At 68.2% G+C, this 16,751-nt stretch carries 12 protein-coding genes; 8 read left to right on the top strand and 4 right to left on the bottom strand.

Annotation, left to right across the window (positions count from 1 at the left end; genetic code table 11):
- Positions 1 to 2 precede the first annotated feature (2 nt).
- From ACGFU7_RS28785 to ACGFU7_RS28770, 4 genes are read left to right on the top strand one after another with little or no spacing between them, the layout of a single operon-like run.
- The gene (locus tag ACGFU7_RS28785) at positions 3 to 1,892 is read left to right on the top strand and encodes an IucA/IucC family protein (RefSeq protein WP_393699489.1); all 1,890 of its coding nucleotides are present in this window, start codon (positions 3 to 5) and stop codon (positions 1,890 to 1,892) included.
- A gap of 44 nt (positions 1,893 to 1,936) precedes the next feature.
- Entirely contained in the window at positions 1,937 to 2,743 is an 807-nt protein-coding gene (locus tag ACGFU7_RS28780) for a GNAT family N-acetyltransferase (RefSeq protein WP_393699559.1), read from the top strand.
- A gap of 60 nt (positions 2,744 to 2,803) precedes the next feature.
- Positions 2,804 to 4,708 carry an IucA/IucC family protein gene (locus ACGFU7_RS28775; protein WP_393699488.1) on the top strand — a complete coding sequence of 635 codons (1,905 nt, stop codon included), beginning with the start codon at positions 2,804 to 2,806 and terminating at the stop codon, positions 4,706 to 4,708.
- Positions 4,709 to 4,758: 50 nt separating this feature from the next.
- Positions 4,759 to 6,729 carry an ATP-dependent DNA helicase gene (locus ACGFU7_RS28770; protein WP_393699486.1) on the top strand — a complete coding sequence of 657 codons (1,971 nt, stop codon included), beginning with the start codon at positions 4,759 to 4,761 and terminating at the stop codon, positions 6,727 to 6,729.
- Between the two features lie 83 nt (positions 6,730 to 6,812).
- On the opposite strand, the gene lexA is transcribed toward ACGFU7_RS28770, so the two are convergent.
- A complete protein-coding gene (lexA, locus tag ACGFU7_RS28765) occupies positions 6,813 to 7,607 on the bottom strand; it encodes a transcriptional repressor LexA (protein WP_277328760.1) in 795 nt (264 codons plus the stop codon).
- Between the two features lie 534 nt (positions 7,608 to 8,141).
- Between lexA and nrdR the strand changes: the two genes are divergently transcribed.
- A complete protein-coding gene (gene nrdR / locus ACGFU7_RS28760; protein WP_093898913.1) occupies positions 8,142 to 8,654 on the top strand; it encodes a transcriptional regulator NrdR in 513 nt (170 codons plus the stop codon).
- A gap of 162 nt (positions 8,655 to 8,816) precedes the next feature.
- Positions 8,817 to 11,720, top strand: coding sequence for a vitamin B12-dependent ribonucleotide reductase (locus tag ACGFU7_RS28755; RefSeq protein WP_393699484.1), 2,904 nt, complete (start codon positions 8,817 to 8,819; stop codon positions 11,718 to 11,720).
- Between the two features lie 167 nt (positions 11,721 to 11,887).
- Here ACGFU7_RS28755 and ACGFU7_RS28750 read toward each other — a convergent pair whose 3' ends face one another.
- A complete protein-coding gene (locus ACGFU7_RS28750) occupies positions 11,888 to 12,424 on the bottom strand; it encodes a TerD family protein (protein WP_393699483.1) in 537 nt (178 codons plus the stop codon).
- A gap of 133 nt (positions 12,425 to 12,557) precedes the next feature.
- Entirely contained in the window at positions 12,558 to 13,514 is a 957-nt protein-coding gene (locus tag ACGFU7_RS28745; protein ID WP_393699481.1) for a DUF1152 domain-containing protein, read from the bottom strand.
- A gap of 89 nt (positions 13,515 to 13,603) precedes the next feature.
- Between ACGFU7_RS28745 and ACGFU7_RS28740 the strand changes: the two genes are divergently transcribed.
- Complete coding sequence (locus ACGFU7_RS28740; RefSeq protein WP_361448102.1) at positions 13,604 to 14,209, top strand: YdbC family protein; 606 nt, start codon at positions 13,604 to 13,606, stop codon at positions 14,207 to 14,209.
- A 58-nt stretch (positions 14,210 to 14,267) separates the two neighbouring features.
- Here the strand turns inward: ACGFU7_RS28740 and ACGFU7_RS28735 are convergent, their stop codons facing one another.
- Complete coding sequence (locus ACGFU7_RS28735; RefSeq protein WP_393699480.1) at positions 14,268 to 14,969, bottom strand: TetR/AcrR family transcriptional regulator C-terminal ligand-binding domain-containing protein; 702 nt, start codon at positions 14,967 to 14,969, stop codon at positions 14,268 to 14,270.
- 166 nt (positions 14,970 to 15,135) lie between these two features.
- Here ACGFU7_RS28735 and abc-f point away from each other — a divergent pair, with 166 nt between their 5' ends.
- Positions 15,136 to 16,746, top strand: a complete 1,611-nt coding sequence (gene abc-f, locus ACGFU7_RS28730) for a ribosomal protection-like ABC-F family protein (RefSeq protein ID WP_393699479.1) — start codon at positions 15,136 to 15,138, stop codon at positions 16,744 to 16,746.
- The last annotated feature ends 5 nt before the right edge of the window (positions 16,747 to 16,751 follow it).

The raw sequence follows: 16,751 nt of genomic DNA, 5'->3' as shown, positions 1-16,751 counted from the left end.
CCGTGAACCCCACCCCCGCGCCCCAGGCCGACGGCCCTCCCCCCACCCAGCAGCGAGGACAGGCCGGGCTCACCGGCAACCTCGTCGTCGAGCAGACCACCGTGCCGCGCCAGAAGGCGGCACTGTACGACGAGCGGTACGCCCCGAAGGCCACGTTCACCTGTGCGGCACCGGCCGAGCTCCTCGACGATCCGGACCCGCTGCGGGCAGCCGACACGGCGGGCGTCGAGAATCTGCTCCGCTGCTGGGTCCGGGAGAGCGACCTGCCCCGGCCGGAAGGGGAGACACTCCGTATCCCGCTCCCCGCCAGCGGAACCGCTCTGCTCGTCCCCGTCCTCTACTGGTCCGCCACGGGCTGGCACCGCTTCGGCATGCCTGCCCTGGAGGGGGCCCCCGAAGGAGCGCCGCCTGCCGACGCCGTCACGGTCGCCGCTCTCCTGGGCCGCGAGGCCGACCGTCACGAAGGCGCCGACATGGTGGCCCGGGTCGCCGACTCGGTACAGCGGACGGCCGGCTTCATCGCCGAGCGGCGCCGTACCCCCGGCGCCCCGGCCGAAGCGGACCTCTTCCTCACCGCCGAGCAGTCACTTCTCCTCGGGCATCCGCTCCACCCCACACCCAAGAGTCGCGAAGGCCTCTCCGACTCCGAATCCCGCCTCTACTCACCCGAGCTGCACGGCTCCTTCCCGCTGCACTGGATGGCCGTCGACCGGTCCGTGCTGGCCTCCGACTCGGCCTGGACCGACGGAGGCCGTCCCGTGTCGGCCGCGGAGCTGGTTGTCTCTTACGCCGAAGGACTGCAGCTCCCCGGCAACACCGCAGCGATTCCGCTCCACCCCTGGCAGGCCCGCGAACTCGGACACCGGCCCGAAGCCGCCGCACTGCTCGACGCCGGACTCCTGCATGACCTCGGACCGCACGGGAAGCACTGGCACCCCACCTCATCCGTCCGTACCGTGCATCGGCCCGGTGCCGAGGTCATGCTCAAGCTCTCCCTCGGCGTCCGCATCACCAACTCCCGTCGTGAGAATCTCCGCAAGGAACTCCACCGTGGAGTGGAGGTCCACCGGCTGCTCCGCAGCGGACTCGCCGCGCAGTGGCACGCCGTCCACCCGGGCTTCGACATCGTCCGCGACCCCGCCTGGCTCGCCGTCGACGGCCCGGACGGCGAGCCTGTCGCGGGCCTCGACGTGATGCTGCGCCACAACCCGTTCGGTCCGTACGACGACGCGGTCTGCATCGCCGCACTCACCGCCCCGCGCCCCTGGCCGGGCCGGACGGGCATGCACTCACGCCTTGCCGAGATCGTTCTCTCCCTGGCCGCCGCCACCGGAAGAGCCGTAGGAGCCGTCGCCACCGAGTGGTTCCTGCGCTACCTCGACCGCGTCGTACGTCCCGTGCTCTGGCTCGACGCCCACGCAGGCGTGGCCCTGGAAGCCCACCAGCAGAACACCCTGGTGCTGCTCGATCCCCACGGCTGGCCCGTCGGCGGCCGGTACCGCGACAATCAGGGCTACTACTTCCGCGAGTCCCACCGTGCGGCACTGGAGAGCCGGCTCCCCGGTATCGGATCGGTCAGCGACACCTTCGTCTCCGACGCGGTCACCGACGAGCGCTTCGCCTACTACCTCGGCATCAACAATGTGTTCGGACTGATCGGAGCCTTCGGCGCCCAGCACCTCGCCGACGAACACGTGCTCATCGCCGCGTTCCGCCGATTCCTCGGCTCGGCCACCGCACTGGGTTCCCCGCTGCCCGCACATCTGCTGGAGAACTCCCACCTGCGGTGCAAGGCCAACCTGCTGACCCGGCTGCACGGCCTCGACGAACTCGTCGGGCCTGTCGACACCCAGTCCGTCTACGTCACCATTGCCAACCCCCTGTGTGCCTGAGGGAACATGACCACCGCGTGAACCGCCGAGAGGAGAGCAACACCGTGGCTCCCGCCGATGCGCACACCGACGCCGGTACCGGCCCTGCCCCACAGGCCGACATGGGCGCCGAGGACACCCTGGACCTGCCGCTCTCCGAAGAACTCCTCGCCCTGTTCGGCGAGGACACACCGGCCACCGCAACACGCCCCCTGCCGTCGAACGCGTCCGCGTCATCCGAACCGGACGACGCGGGCCCGGCCGCAGGAACGCAGGCGACCATCAGCGGGTCGGCCGCCTCCGATCTGCTCGACCACCCTGCCGACTGGGGACCGGTCACCACCCCGGCCGGAGTGTTCCAACTCGTCCCCGTGCGGCTGGAACGCGATCTCCCCGTGATCAGCCGTTGGATGAACGACCCAACAGTCGCCGCGTTCTGGGAACTCGCCGGATCCGAAGCCGTCACAGCCGACCATCTGCGCCCTCAACTCGACGGCGACGGACGCAGCGTCCCGTGCCTCGGCGTGCTGGCAGGCATTCCGATGAGCTACTGGGAGATCTACCGCGCGGATCTCGATCCGCTGGCGCGTCACTACCCCGCTCGACCGCACGACACCGGAATCCACCTCCTCATCGGTGGTGTGAACAACCGCGGACGCGGGGTCGGCACCATCCTGCTCCGAGCCGTCTCCGACCTCGTACTCGACAACCGCCCCCTGTGCGCACGTGTTGTCGCAGAGCCCGATCTGCGTAACACCCCCTCCGTCTCCGCCTTCCTGAGCGCAGGCTTCCGCTTCTCCGCGGAAGTCGAACTCCCCGACAAACGAGCTGCCCTGATGGTCCGCGACCGAACTCACCGTGCCCAGCTGTGAACAATCTGCTGCATTGCATATACCGCTCGAACCCCATCGGTTCCATCCCGAGGAGTCCCCGTGCCGAAATATCCTGCGAGCCATGATTCAGCGGAATCTGCCGCGCTGCTCAGCACGCCAGAACTGAACCGGACGGTCTGGGACAGAGCCGCCGCCCGACTGCTCGCGAAGATGCTCGGTCAATTCGCCTACGAGGAAGTCATCGAGCCGGTCGGGCAGGCCGACGGGGGCGATACGTACACCCTCGGGCTCGACGACGGTGGAATCCTGAGCTTCAGCGCCCGGCGGGGCGTGTACGGCAGTTGGCACATCGCACCCGATTCCATTCTGGAGACGCGCGGGAGCGCCCGTGACGCACCGGCCGACTCGACGCGGGACAGCGACAGGGGCGCGCCTGCCGAGCCGCTCCAGGACCGGAACACCGGCACCGCCCCCTTCCGCGACCCGCTGCAGTTCCTCGCCCGCGCCCGCCACCTCCTCGGGATCGACGGCGCCACCCTCGGCCATCTCATCCGCGAGATCACCACCACCCTCGCCGCCGACGCCCGGCTCGACCACACCGCGCTCCCCGCCGCCCGACTGGCCGACCTCGACTACGCCGAGCTGGAAGGGCACCAGACAGGCCACCCCTGGCTCGTCGCCAACAAGGGGCGCCTCGGCTTCTCCGCCGCCGACGCCTCCCGCTACACACCCGAGGCACGCAGGCCGGTCAGGCTGCCGTGGATCGCCGTCTCCACCCGGATCGCGGCCTACCGAGGGGTGACCGGCCTGGCCACACCGGAGCAGTTGTACGTACAGGAACTCGACCCGCCGGTCCGTGACTCCTTCGCCGCCGTGCTCCGCGCCCGCGACCTCGATCCCGGCAGCTATCTCTGCCTTCCCGTGCACCCCTGGCAGTGGGACGAATGGATCGTTCCGGTCTTCGCCCCGGCCATCGCCGCAGGTGACATCGTTCCGCTCCACACCGACGCGGACCTCCGGCTGCCGCAGCAGTCCATCCGCACCTTCACCAACGTGGCCCGCCCCGACCGGCACACCGTCAAACTGCCCCTGTCGATCCTCAACACGCTGGTCTGGCGAGGCCTGCCCACCGAACGCACCCTCGCGGCCCCCGCCGTCACCACCTGGGTCCAGGGTCTGCGCGACCGGGACGCCTTTCTGCGCGACACCTGCGGGGTCATCCTGCTCGGCGAGGTGGCCTCCGTGACCGTCGAGCACCCGCTCTACGACCACCTTCCGGAGACTCCGTACCAGTTCAAGGAGATCCTCGGCGCGATCTGGCGAGAACCCCTCCAGCCCCGGCTCGCGCCGGGCGAACGGGCCCGGACCCTCGCCTCGCTGCTCCACACCGATCCACAGGGCCGCGCCCTCACGGCCGAGCTCGTCGCCCGCTCGGGGCTGACGCCCACCGCATGGCTGATCCGGCTCTTCGCCGCGCTGCTCCCGCCGCTGCTGCACTTCCTCTACCGCTACGGCACCGTGTTCTCCCCGCACGGCGAGAACGCCATCGTCGTCTTCGACGACCAGGACGTACCGGTGCGCCTGGCGATCAAGGACTTCGTGGACGATGTGAACATCAGTGCCCAGCCACTGCCGGAGCACGAGTCGATGCCGGAGGACGTACGCCGCATCCTGCTCACCGAGGAGCCCTCCTTCCTCACCCAGTTCATCCACTCCGGACTGTTCATCGGTGTCTTCCGCTTCCTGTCCCCGCTGTGCGAGGAACAGCTGGGAGTTCCGGAGGCCGATTTCTGGTCACTCGTGCGGGCCGAGATCCTGCGGTACCACGCCCGCTTTCCCGAGCTCAAGGAGCGGTTCGAGATGTTCGACATGCTGACCCCGCGCATTGAACGCCTTTGTCTGAACCGCAACCGCCTGCACGTCGACGGTTACCGGGACCGCCCCCGGCGCCCGCACGCCGCCATCCACGGAACCGTTCCCAACCCGCTCCACCCCTCCGTCTGAGTCCGGGAGTGACCGTCGTTGTCAGTGGTGCCCCGTAGGGTGGTCGGGCTATGACAAAGCCATCCCTCCCCGAGCTCCTGCACGCCGCCGTGACCGCCGTCGGTGGTACGGAACGGCCCGGCCAGGCCGCCATGGCCGAGGCCGTTGCAGAGGCTGTCGACGACAATGCCCATCTGCTCGTCCAGGCCGGTACCGGCACGGGCAAATCCCTCGGTTACCTGGTGCCCGCGCTGGCGCACGGAGAGCGCGTCGTGGTGGCGACGGCGACCCTGGCGCTGCAGCGACAGCTCGTGGAGCGCGACCTTCCGCGTACGGTCGACGCCCTGCATCCGCTGCTGCGTCGCCGCCCCCAGTTCGCCATGCTCAAGGGCCGCTCGAACTATCTCTGCCTGCACCGGCTCCATGAAGGAGTGCCGCAGGACGAGGAGGAGGGGCTCTTCGACCAGTTCGAGGCAGCGGCCCCGTCGAGCAAGCTCGGTCAGGATCTGCTGCGGCTGCGGGACTGGTCGGACGAGACCGAGACGGGTGATCGCGACGACCTCACCCCGGGAGTCTCCGACCGTGCCTGGGCGCAGGTCTCCGTCTCCTCCCGCGAATGCCTGGGCGCCAGCAAGTGCGCGTACGGCGCGGAGTGCTTCGCGGAGCAGGCCCGTGAGCGCGCCAAGCTCGCCGATGTCGTCGTCACCAATCACGCCCTCCTCGCCATCGACGCCATCGAGGGCGCTCCGGTGCTCCCGCAGCACGAGGTGCTGATCGTCGACGAGGCCCATGAGCTGGTCTCCAGGGTCACCGGAGTGGCCACCGGCGAGCTCACCCCCGGCCAGGTCAACCGCGCGGTGCGCCGAGCGGCGAAGCTGGTCAACGAGAAGGCGGCCGACGCCCTGCAGAGCGCGTCGGAGGGCTTCGAGCGAGTGATGGAGCTGGCGCTCCCCGGCCGCCTGGAAGAGGTACCCGAGGATCTCGGCTACGCACTGCTGGCGCTCCGCGACGCCGCGCGTACGGTGATCTCGGCCCTGGGTACCACCCGGGACAAGTCCGTCCAGGACGAGGACGCCGTCCGCAAGCAGGCACTCGCATCGGTGGAGACGATTCACGGCGTTGCCGAGCGCATCACCCAGGGCTCGGAGTACGACGTCGTCTGGTACGAGCGCCATGACCGCTTCGGCGCCTCTGTACGGATCGCCCCGCTCTCCGTATCCGGACTTCTGCGCGAGAAGCTCTTCGCCGAGCGGTCCGTCGTCCTCACCTCGGCCACGCTGAAGCTCGGCGGGGATTTCAACGGGGTGGGGGCGTCGCTCGGACTCGCTCCCGAAGGCACAGCGGGGGACGACATTCCGCAGTGGAAGGGGCTCGACGTCGGGTCGCCGTTCGACTACCCGAAGCAGGGAATCCTGTACGTCGCCAGGCATCTGGCCACGCCCGGTCGGGAGGGTTCCCGCACCGACATGCTGGACGAGCTCGCCGAACTGGTGGAGTCGGCGGGCGGGCGCACCCTCGGGCTGTTCTCGTCCATGCGGGCGGCCCAGGCAGCTGCCGAGGAACTGCGCGGCCGGCTCGACAAGCCGATCCTGCTGCAGGGCGAGGAGACTCTCGGAGAGCTGATCAAGAACTTCGCAGCCGATCCCGAGACCTGCCTCTTCGGCACGCTGTCGCTCTGGCAGGGCGTCGATGTGCCCGGGGCCAGCTGCCAGCTGGTGGTCATGGACAGGATCCCATTCCCGCGCCCCGACGACCCGCTGATGAGCGCACGTCAGAAGGCGGTCGAGGAGGCGGGAGGCAATGGGTTCATGGCGGTCGCGGCGACGCATGCCGCGCTGCTGATGGCTCAGGGCGCCGGCCGGCTCGTACGGGCCACGGGCGACAAGGGCGTGGTCGCGGTGCTCGATCCACGGTTGGCCAACGCCCGGTACGGCAGCTATCTGCGCGCCTCACTGCCGGATTTCTGGTACACCACCGACCGTAACCAGGCGCGCCGCTCACTCGCGGCGATCGACGCGGCAGCCAAGGCCGACGACCAGTAGCCCGCCCCGGGCGTCCGGCGGCACAGGCAGGGCCCCGGGATCGGCGCAGTGGATCCCGGGGCCCGGTCGGAACAGGCGAGTCTTCACACCCGCCGCAGCACCGCCACCACCTTGCCGAGAATCGTCGCCTCGTCGCCCGGGATCGGCTGGTACGCGGAGTTGTGCGGGAGCAGCCACACATGGCCGTCCTCCCGCTTGAAGCGCTTTACCGTGGCCTCGCCGTCCAGCATGGCTGCCACGATGTCGCCGTTCTCCGCGACGGGCTGGCGGCGCACGGTGACCCAGTCGCCGTCACAGATCGCCGCCTCGATCATTGAGTCACCGACGACCTTGAGGACGAACAGCTCTCCGTCACCGACCAGCTGGCGGGGGAGCGGGAAGACGTCCTCGACCGATTCCTCGGCGAGGATCGGGCCACCGGCTGCGATCCGGCCGACCAGCGGCACATACGACGCTGCCGGCTTCCCGGTCGTATCGGTGGGCTGCGAGCTGGGCTGGTCCGAACCGCGGACCTCGTACGCCCGCGGGCGATGGGGGTCGCGACGCAGGAAACCCTTGCGCTCCAGGGCCATCAGCTGATGGGCGACGGAGGACGTGCTGGACAGGCCCACCGCCTGACCGATCTCCCGCATCGAGGGCGGGTACCCGCGTCGTTGCACGGAGTCCCGGATCACCTCGATCACTCGCCGCTGCCGGTCCGTGAGCCCAGAGCTGTCCGCTCGGATACCTGGAGGTCGGCCGGGCAACGAGCGCGCTGGGCGCGCGGGCTCCGGCCCCTCCGTGTTCGTGACTGAGTCATTCATGGCATGCACCGGCTCGAGTCGGCTCTGGGAGCGGTCCTGGGCAGTGATGGTGGCACTGTCTGCGGTGGTGGTCACGTCGGCCCCTCTCGAATGGTCTCCCTAGCTGCACAACGGTAGTAGCTTTCGAAAGGTTGCGCCAAACACACGTTCGAGTGAAAAACGAATAAAAGTCTGTCGTGCGTTCAACTCTGGGTGTATGCGGGACGGCCGGAGTGACCGGGATCCTGCTTGGGTCGACCCCTTGGACCGACCGGCAATTCGGACTATTACGGTAGCGCTCGCCGGCGCGGCGCCGCCGAGCGGGGTGGTCTCCGCGTCCTTGTCCGAGTCTGGCAGCAGGAGCCCCGCAATCCTGGCAGCCGCACGGTTCCCGTAACCTCGTGCTCGGTCGTACGCTGCCTGCGGTCCGCCCGCGATGCGCGACACGCGCTAGGGCCGAATGCGCGGCCAAACCCAAGATCTAGTGGTTGGATTGTTCCGGCCGCCCAGAAGTTGTGGTCCCTGGTCCGTCGGGGGTGCGGCCATCGCCTATGCTTGTGACTGCTTCGAGGGGCCCTGACGGGCCCTGAAGAGGCTATTTCGTCGTGCTGTGAAGGAGGGTTGGGAGCCATGCACTGCCCCTTCTGCAGGCACCCCGACAGCCGGGTCGTCGACAGTCGCACCACCGATGACGGCACGTCGATCCGTCGTCGCCGTCAGTGCCCCGACTGCTCCCGCCGTTTCACGACGGTGGAGACCTGCTCGCTGATGGTGGTGAAGCGCAGCGGTGTCACCGAACCCTTCAGTCGTACCAAGGTCATCTCCGGCGTGCGCAAGGCATGCCAGGGGCGGCCGGTCACCGAGGACGCCCTCGCCAAGCTCGGCCAGCGGGTCGAGGAGGCGGTGCGTGCCACCGGCAGCGCCGAGCTGACCACCCATGACGTGGGTCTGGCCATCCTCGGCCCCCTGCAGGAACTCGACCTCGTCGCGTACCTGCGTTTCGCGTCCGTGTACCGGGCGTTCGACACACTTGAAGACTTCGAGGCCGCCATCGCGGAACTCCGCGAACGGCGGCCTCCCGTGGAGGAGCGCGGGAGGGGCGAGACCCTTGAGGTCCCCGTTCCCGCCGTCGCCGCCGACTGAGCGGCACCGGCCGATCGACACAGGTCCGTGGATCGGCGACAGGGCGGCTGTAAATAGACCTGCTCCGGGCGCTGTGCGTGGCGCCCGAAGCATCAGAGACAGACTGTGCCCCGGGAAGTTCTGGGCACTTCAGGGCGTTTTTGCCCACATATGGGAGGCGGCATGACAGAGACGGCGAGCGGCCCGGCACGAGGTTCCCGAGCCAAGGGATCCAAGTCGAGCAAGGGTCTGCGTATCGAGCGCATCCACACCACCCCCGGCGTACATCCGTACGACGAGGTGGCGTGGGCGCGCCGTGACGTCGTCATGACCAACTGGCGCGACGGCTCGATCAACTTCGAGCAGCGTGGCGTCGAGTTCCCCGACTTCTGGTCGGTGAACGCGGTCAACATCGTCACCAGCAAGTACTTCCGCGGGGCCGTCGGTACCCCGCAGCGCGAGACCAGTCTGCGACAGCTCATCGACCGGATCGTGAAGACGTACCGCAAGGCCGGCGAGGACCACGGCTACTTCGCCTCTCCCGCGGACGCCGAGATCTTCGAGCACGAGCTGGCGTACGCCCTCCTGCACCAGATCTTCAGCTTCAACTCGCCGGTCTGGTTCAACGTCGGTACGCCCCAGCCGCAGCAGGTCTCCGCCTGCTTCATCCTGGCCGTCGACGACTCCATGGAGTCGATCCTCGACTGGTACAAGGAAGAGGGCATGATCTTCAAGGGCGGCTCCGGCGCCGGCCTGAACCTGTCCCGCATCCGCTCCTCCAAGGAGCTGCTGTCCTCCGGTGGCAACGCCTCCGGCCCGGTCTCCTTCATGCGCGGTGCCGACGCCTCCGCCGGAACGATCAAGTCCGGTGGTGCCACCCGACGCGCCGCCAAGATGGTCATTCTCGACGTCGACCACCCCGACATCGAGAACTTCATCGAGACCAAGGTGAAGGAAGAGGAGAAGATCCGCGCCCTGCGCGACGCGGGCTTCGACATGGACCTGGGCGGCGACGACATCACGTCCGTCCAGTACCAGAACGCCAACAACTCGGTCCGCGTGAACGACGAGTTCATGAAGGCCGTCGAGTCCGGCGGCAAGTTCGGGCTGCGCGCCCGGATGACCGGTGACGTCATCGAAGAGGTCGAGGCCAAGTCCCTCTTCCGCAAGATGGCCGAGGCGGCCTGGGCCTGCGCCGACCCGGGTATCCAGTACGACGACACGATCAACCAGTGGCACACCTGCCCGGAGTCCGGCCGGATCAACGGCTCGAACCCGTGCAGCGAGTACATGCACCTGGACAACACCTCGTGCAACCTGGCCTCGCTGAACCTGATGAAGTTCCTCAAGGACGACGGCAAGGGCAACCAGTCCTTCGAGTCCGAGCGCTTCGCCAAGGTCGTCGAGCTGGTCATCACCGCGATGGACATCTCCATCTGCTTCGCCGACTTCCCGACCCAGAAGATCGGCGAGAACACTCGCGCCTTCCGCCAGCTGGGCATCGGTTACGCCAACCTCGGCGCCCTGCTGATGGCGACCGGTCACGCGTACGACAGCGACGGCGGCCGCGCCCTCGCCGGTGCCATCACCTCGCTGATGACCGGCACCTCGTACAAGCGCTCCGCCGAGCTCGCCGCGGTCGTCGGTCCGTACGACGGCTACGCCCGCAATGCCGAGCCGCACCAGCGCGTCATGAAGCAGCACGCCGACGCCAACGCCGTGGCCGTCCACGTGGACGACCTGGACAACCCGATCTGGGCCGCCGCGACAGAGGCATGGCAGGACGTGATCCGCCTCGGCGCGAAGAACGGTTTCCGCAACGCGCAGGCCTCGGTCATCGCGCCCACCGGCACCATCGGTCTCGCGATGTCCTGCGACACCACCGGCCTCGAGCCCGACCTCGCCCTGGTCAAGTTCAAGAAGCTGGTCGGCGGCGGCTCGATGCAGATCGTCAACGGCACCGTCCCGCAGGCCCTGCGCCGCCTGGGCTACCAGGAGGAGCAGATCGAGGCGGTCGTCGCCCACATCGCCGAGCACGGCAATGTGATCGACGCCCCCGGTCTGAAGACCGAGCACTACGAGGTCTTCGACTGCGCGATGGGCGAGCGTTCCATCTCCGCGATGGGCCACGTGCGCATGATGGCCGCGATCCAGCCGTGGATCTCCGGCGCGCTCTCCAAGACGGTGAACCTGCCGGAGACGGCCACCGTCGAGGACGTCGAAGAGGTCTACTTCGAGGCGTGGAAGATGGGCGTCAAGGCGCTCGCGATCTACCGTGACAACTGCAAGGTCGGCCAGCCCCTCTCCGCGAAGACCAAGGAGAAGGAAAAGCCCGCAGAGGTTGCAGTCACGGCCAAGGCCGAGGAGACCATCCGTACCGCGGTCGAGAAGGTCGTCGAGTACCGCCCGGTCCGTAAGCGCCTCCCCAAGGGCCGTCCCGGCATCACCACCTCCTTCACGGTGGGCGGCGCCGAGGGCTACATGACCGCCAATTCCTACCCGGACGACGGTCTCGGCGAGGTCTTCCTGAAGATGTCCAAGCAGGGCTCCACCCTCGCGGGCATGATGGACGCCTTCTCCATCGCCGTCTCGGTCGGTCTGCAGTACGGCGTCCCGCTGGAGACGTACGTTTCGAAGTTCACCAACATGCGCTTCGAGCCGGCCGGTATGACGGACGACCCTGATGTGCGGATGGCGCAGTCGATCGTCGACTACATCTTCCGCCGCCTCGCGCTGGACTTCCTGCCCTTCGAGACCCGTTCGGCACTCGGTATCCACTCGGCGCAGGAGCGTCAGCGTCACCTCGACACCGGTTCGTACGAGCCCTCCCTGGAGGACGACGAGCTGGACGTCGAAGGCCTGGCCCAGTCCGCCCCGGTGCAGACGGAGCCCCTGAAGGCGGTGGCCGCCGTGCAGGAGGCCGAGAAGCCGGCCCCGAGGACGGCGCACACCTCGGCGGAGCTCGTCGAGATGCAGCTGGGCATCAGCGCGGACGCACCGCTCTGCTTCTCCTGCGGTACGAAGATGCAGCGCGCCGGATCCTGCTACATCTGCGAGGGCTGCGGCTCGACCAGCGGTTGCAGCTGACGCCGGGCGCCGATGCGTGGGGCACAACGTCCGACGTAGCCCGCGCGCCCAGCTGATCAGCAGCTCGTACGAAGGGGATCGACCGGCGGTCGGTCCCCTTCGTCGTGCCGCAGCTCCGGGGGGGCAGGGACGGGATGTGTGCTGCGTGAACCGTGCCCTGTGACGTGTCACGTTCCGGGCGTACGGCTTCCCATCATTCCGGCGAACGAATCGGGGTCCCCGTCGAAGCCCCGGACCGATCCATGGAACTCCCAGACGCCGGAGGCACCGCGGATGAACTCGGCGACGGTTGCCGCGGTGGCGGCGCCGACCGCGGAGAAGTCGTCCTCCGCGAGATTCGTGTAGCCCTCCCGAACCTGAACGCCGGTGTTCGCTATTTCGGCGAATGTCCTGCGGCCGTCGCGCTGCTGAATGGCGACGCCTACGACAACCCGGGTGTATGTGGCCGACAACCGGTCCAGTTCCAGAGTCATGACCTCGTCGAATCCGAGGCCCTGGCCGGTCCTGCTGTCGCGATTGAGGGTGATGGTGCCGTCCGGTGAGCGGCTGTCGAAGTGCACGAGATACGCGGGGCTGCCGTACGGCGCCGCCGCGAGGTAGGCCGCCGCGATGATGTCGAGGTCATGGGCCGGGGCACCCGGAGGGCTGGGATCCCATTTGAGCCTGACTTCGACCTTTTCGATGTCCTTGTTGGGCGTGCTCATCGGACTTGCCTCCCTGGCTTGCCGCTGGGCCGTCGTCGGGCCGTTCACACCACCCGATCATGTCTGTAACCGACCGTGGATCCAACCGGCTTGGCCGTCAGCGGCGGAATCGGGCCACTGTCGGTTCGGCGGTTCAGTGCGGAATCCGGCGCGGTGGTCTCTGGCGGACCTCTTCCCGGAAGATCTCGATGGCGCTGCTGACCTGTCGGATGAGATGCGTGTGCTCGATGCGGTCGAGATAGAGGCAGTTGCGGGCCACCCCGTCCAGCTCGAAGGCGAAGCAGAGTGTCATCAGAGGGTTGATGAAGAGTTCGCTGCCACGGGTGCGCGAGGTGAACTGGACGTCTCCGAAGGCTCCCTGGACGGCTGCGGCAATCGACCCGTTGACGATGCTGGGGTGGTCAGGGGTGTGGTGCTGAGCGTGTGCCACCGCATCGACGAAGAGGGCGCCTTCGCGTGTCGTACGGGATACGGAGAATACGCCGAGGCAGGAACCGTCGCGTTCGAGTGCGGCGATGTTCTCCAGTACGAGGCCGTGACTCACCCCGTGGTATGCGTCGATACCGAAGCCGATGGACACAACCAGGCGTTCCGGTACGTCGATTGCGGCGAGCGCCGCGACGCTGGTCAGGTCCTCCTCCGGTGTGCCGAGGCCGGATTCGTCGCCGCGCATCAGGATGTCCGTACCGCCGTCGACCAGGATGACCGCATCGATGTCGTACTTCTCGATCAACGCCCGGTACGCGGCCCGCAGCGGTTGTACGCCCACTCGGGAGAAGGCGTGCACACTGCTCGGGTAGCCGTGCAGGGCGAGCCACTGGGCGAGGGTGCGTTCTGGGAAGTACGCCTGGTGGAGGGCCGTTTCGGGGGTGATGACGGCGACGTCCGGCGCGAGCCAGGCATCGACGGGCAGCCCTTCGAGAGCGCTGAACGACAGATTGGCGAGCTGGACGTGCTTGCCCTGGTGGAGCAGGGAGAGCGCGATGGGGAGACCCGCATAGATGTCGAAACCGCCGCCGGCCCCTGTGACGAGGATGCGTTCCGCGGATTCGAGTCGGGAGAACAGGGGGTTGGTGTGCAGCGAGGCCATGGAGATCATTCTGCGATTCACGGCCATTGATCCGGGCGTACTCCATCAGAGCGTGACCCGCGCCACGTTCGGCACCGTACGATGGCGCGGTGCTGGTCAAGTGGATTCGTTGCACCGTGGTGGACCGTCGAGGTTTTGAACGGGGACAGCGAAAGTGGGCGGGGCTGCTGGGTGAACCGGGGTTCAGGGGACAGGGCGGCGGGTGGAGCCGAGGGCGTCCGGAAGTGGCGCACGTCTTCGCTTTCTGGGAGAACCGTGTCTTCTACGACTCGTTCATGGCGCGCGCGCACGACCGACTGGCTGCCGCGCAGTCCGGCACGTACAGCAGCATCCAGGTCAAGCTGTTCGAGTACCGCTTCGATGTGAAGACCGGCTTCGAGCCCCGCTTCACCGATGCGGATGTTGTCAGGGTGGCGCACAGCAAGGTGCACGAGGACCGGGTCGAGCATTTCGCATTGATGCAGGAGAGGGTGTGGAATCCGGCGATGGCCGGATCGCCCGGCATGCTGCGAGGAGTGTTCGGGGAGGCGCCGGGGCACGAGTTCCTCGTGCTGTCCATGTGGCAGTCGAGCGCCGAACGTGGCAAGTACCGGGCGGGGAGCATCGAGCGGCTGACTCAACGGGCGCAGACCGAGGACGATGTGGCGGCGGTGGCGGGAGACGTCGTACAGCTTGAGCCGTCCTGGACGGTGTGATCGGCCGGGACGGATCGGTGCGGCGGGGACAGCGCGCCCGGGGTGATTCGACCGCTGATCAGGCAGGTTCGGCCGAGATGAGCGGGGTGGGCGGGGTGTTGAAGACGCCCGCTCGGGCAGCTGCCAGCGCCGCGTCGGCAGCCTGGTCGGCCAGTGTCCCGTCGAAGGGCTCGCGGGTGACGAACAGCCTGAAGAACAGGGGCGAGGTTGCTGCCCTGACCAGCGCTCCGGCGTTCGTGTGCTGGTCCAGTTCACCGCGCGCGACACCGCGCGCGACGATGACCTCGCAGCGGGCGAACCGCTCCGAGTAGAAGGCGCTCAGCGCTTCGGCGGCGCGCTGGGACTGGAAGGCCGCGGCGATGAACGCGGTCGGTGCGGCCCCTGCGGCAGGGTCGGTGAAGGCGTCGGCTGTCGTGTGCGCCAGGGCGCGCAGATCTCCTTCCAGGCTTCCGGTGTCGGGTGGTGCCCAGCTGTCCTCTCCAGCCAGGTCCAAGGCGTCCACCACGAGCCCTTCGAGGTTTCCCCAGCGGCGGTAGAGAGTCGTCTTGTGGATGCCGGAATGCTCCGCGACGTATTCGACGGAGAGGCCTGGGTAGCCGTGTTCGACCAGGCCGGTGAGGACGGCATCCCGGACTGCAGCCCGGGTGCGAGCGGTGCGACCGCCCGGGCGGCGGGTGCCGGGGGCGAGCGGGGCTTCCGGAGCGCCGGTCTCCGGGACGGCTTCCTGCGCGGTCTCCGGGACGGCTTCTTGTCCAGTCAATTGCTACTCCTGTTGCGTTAGTGCTTTCCAGTGTGCCACACTCGCCTTAATGCGACATCGACTGCGTTTACTCGCGGTCGCTGGGCGGGGTGGGCTGAAACCGGTCGTTCCCCACTGGTCGCCGCTGTTTCCGCTGCCTGTTGGTTGTCCTAGTACGGAGGCGCCCTTGCCCACACAGATCTCACTGCACGACGTGACCGTGACCCGAGGTGAACGGCTGTTGCTCGACGATGTCTCGCTGGCCGTGCGCCCGGGTGAGCGGATCGGCATTGTGGGGGAGAACGGCGCGGGGAAGACGACCTTGCTTCGCCTGCTCGCAGGCCTCGAACAGCCCGATTCCGGCAGTGCGTTCACCGCTGCCGACCGCGGCACGGGGCTGCTGGCTCAGACTCCACGGCTGCCGCCCGGCAGTACAGTCCAGGACACGATCGACGACTCCCTCGCGGAACTGCGCACCATGGAGCGGAAGTTGCGGGAAGTCGAGGCTGAGCTCGGCGCGGCCGACAGTGCCGCGCTTGCCGCCTACGGAGACTTGCTCACGGCGTTCGAGCTGCGCGGGGGCTACGAAGCGGACGCGCGCGTCGAAAAGGCCATGCACGGCCTCGGCCTGGCACACATAGAGCCGGCCAGGAAGCTCGGCAGTCTCTCCGGCGGCGAGCAGGCACGGCTCGGCATCGCCTGCCTGATCGCGGCGTCCCCGGAGGTGATGCTGCTCGACGAACCCACCAATCACTTGGACGGAGCCGCTCTCGACTGGCTGGAGGGTGCCCTGCTGTCCCACCCCGGCACGGTGATCGCCGTGTCCCACGACCGGATCTTCTTGGAACGCGTGGCCACAACAGTCCTGGAGGTCGACTCCGACCGCCGGACGGTCGTGCGCTACGGCGGTGGATATGCGGGATTCCGGGCTGAGCAGAGCGCCGCGCGGAGGCGCTGGGAGCAGTCCTATACGCAGTGGTGCGAAGAGACGGCGCAACTGGAGGAGTACACGGCGACCACGGCTCACGGTGTCGCGGCCGGCCGCGACATCAAGGACAACAACAAGATGGCGTACGACCGGGCTGCGGGCCGGGTCCAGGCCTCGGTGTCCGGGCGGATCCGCAACGCTCGCAAGCGCCTGGAGCGCCTGAGGGAGGAGCCCGTCCCCAGGCCGCCGGACCCGCTGCGCTTCGCCGCTAGGCCCACCGCCGGCGCGGCCGAAGGGGAACTGGTGTCCCTGACGGACATACGGGTCGGTGATCGGCTCGCAGTCGACCGGCTCTGCGTGGCGGCAGGCGACAGACTGCTGATTCACGGTGGCAACGGGGCGGGGAAATCCACTCTGCTCCGCGTCATGGCAGGCGTACTCGAACCGGACACGGGCCGAGTCGTCCGGCGGGGCGGAATCGGCTACCTCGCGCAGGAAATACCCATGCACCGCCCGGCGGAGCGTGTGCTCGCGACATTCGGCCGAGGACTGCCGCTCACCGACGAAGAGCAGGCGGAACTGTTGCTCTCGTACGGACTGTTCCGTTCCCGGGATCTCCAGGTGCCGGTCGGATCGCTTTCCGCGGGGCAGCGTAGACGGCTCGCCCTCGCCCGTCTGCTGGCCCGGCCCGCGGACCTGCTGCTGCTCGACGAGCCCGCGAATCACCTGGCACTCGGACTCGTGCAGGAGCTGGAAGAAGCGCTGGCCCACTGGCAGGGCGCGCTGGTGGTGGTCTCCCACGACCGGCTGCTGCGCCGCCGCTTCACAGGCGACATCCGTCGTATGGAGTCCGGGCAATTGCTCGAATGAGACGC

The organism is Streptomyces sp. NPDC048473, assembly GCF_043200155.1.
Classification (GTDB): domain Bacteria; phylum Actinomycetota; class Actinomycetes; order Streptomycetales; family Streptomycetaceae; genus Streptomyces.
This window is presented reverse-complemented; position numbering and strand designations above follow the sequence as displayed.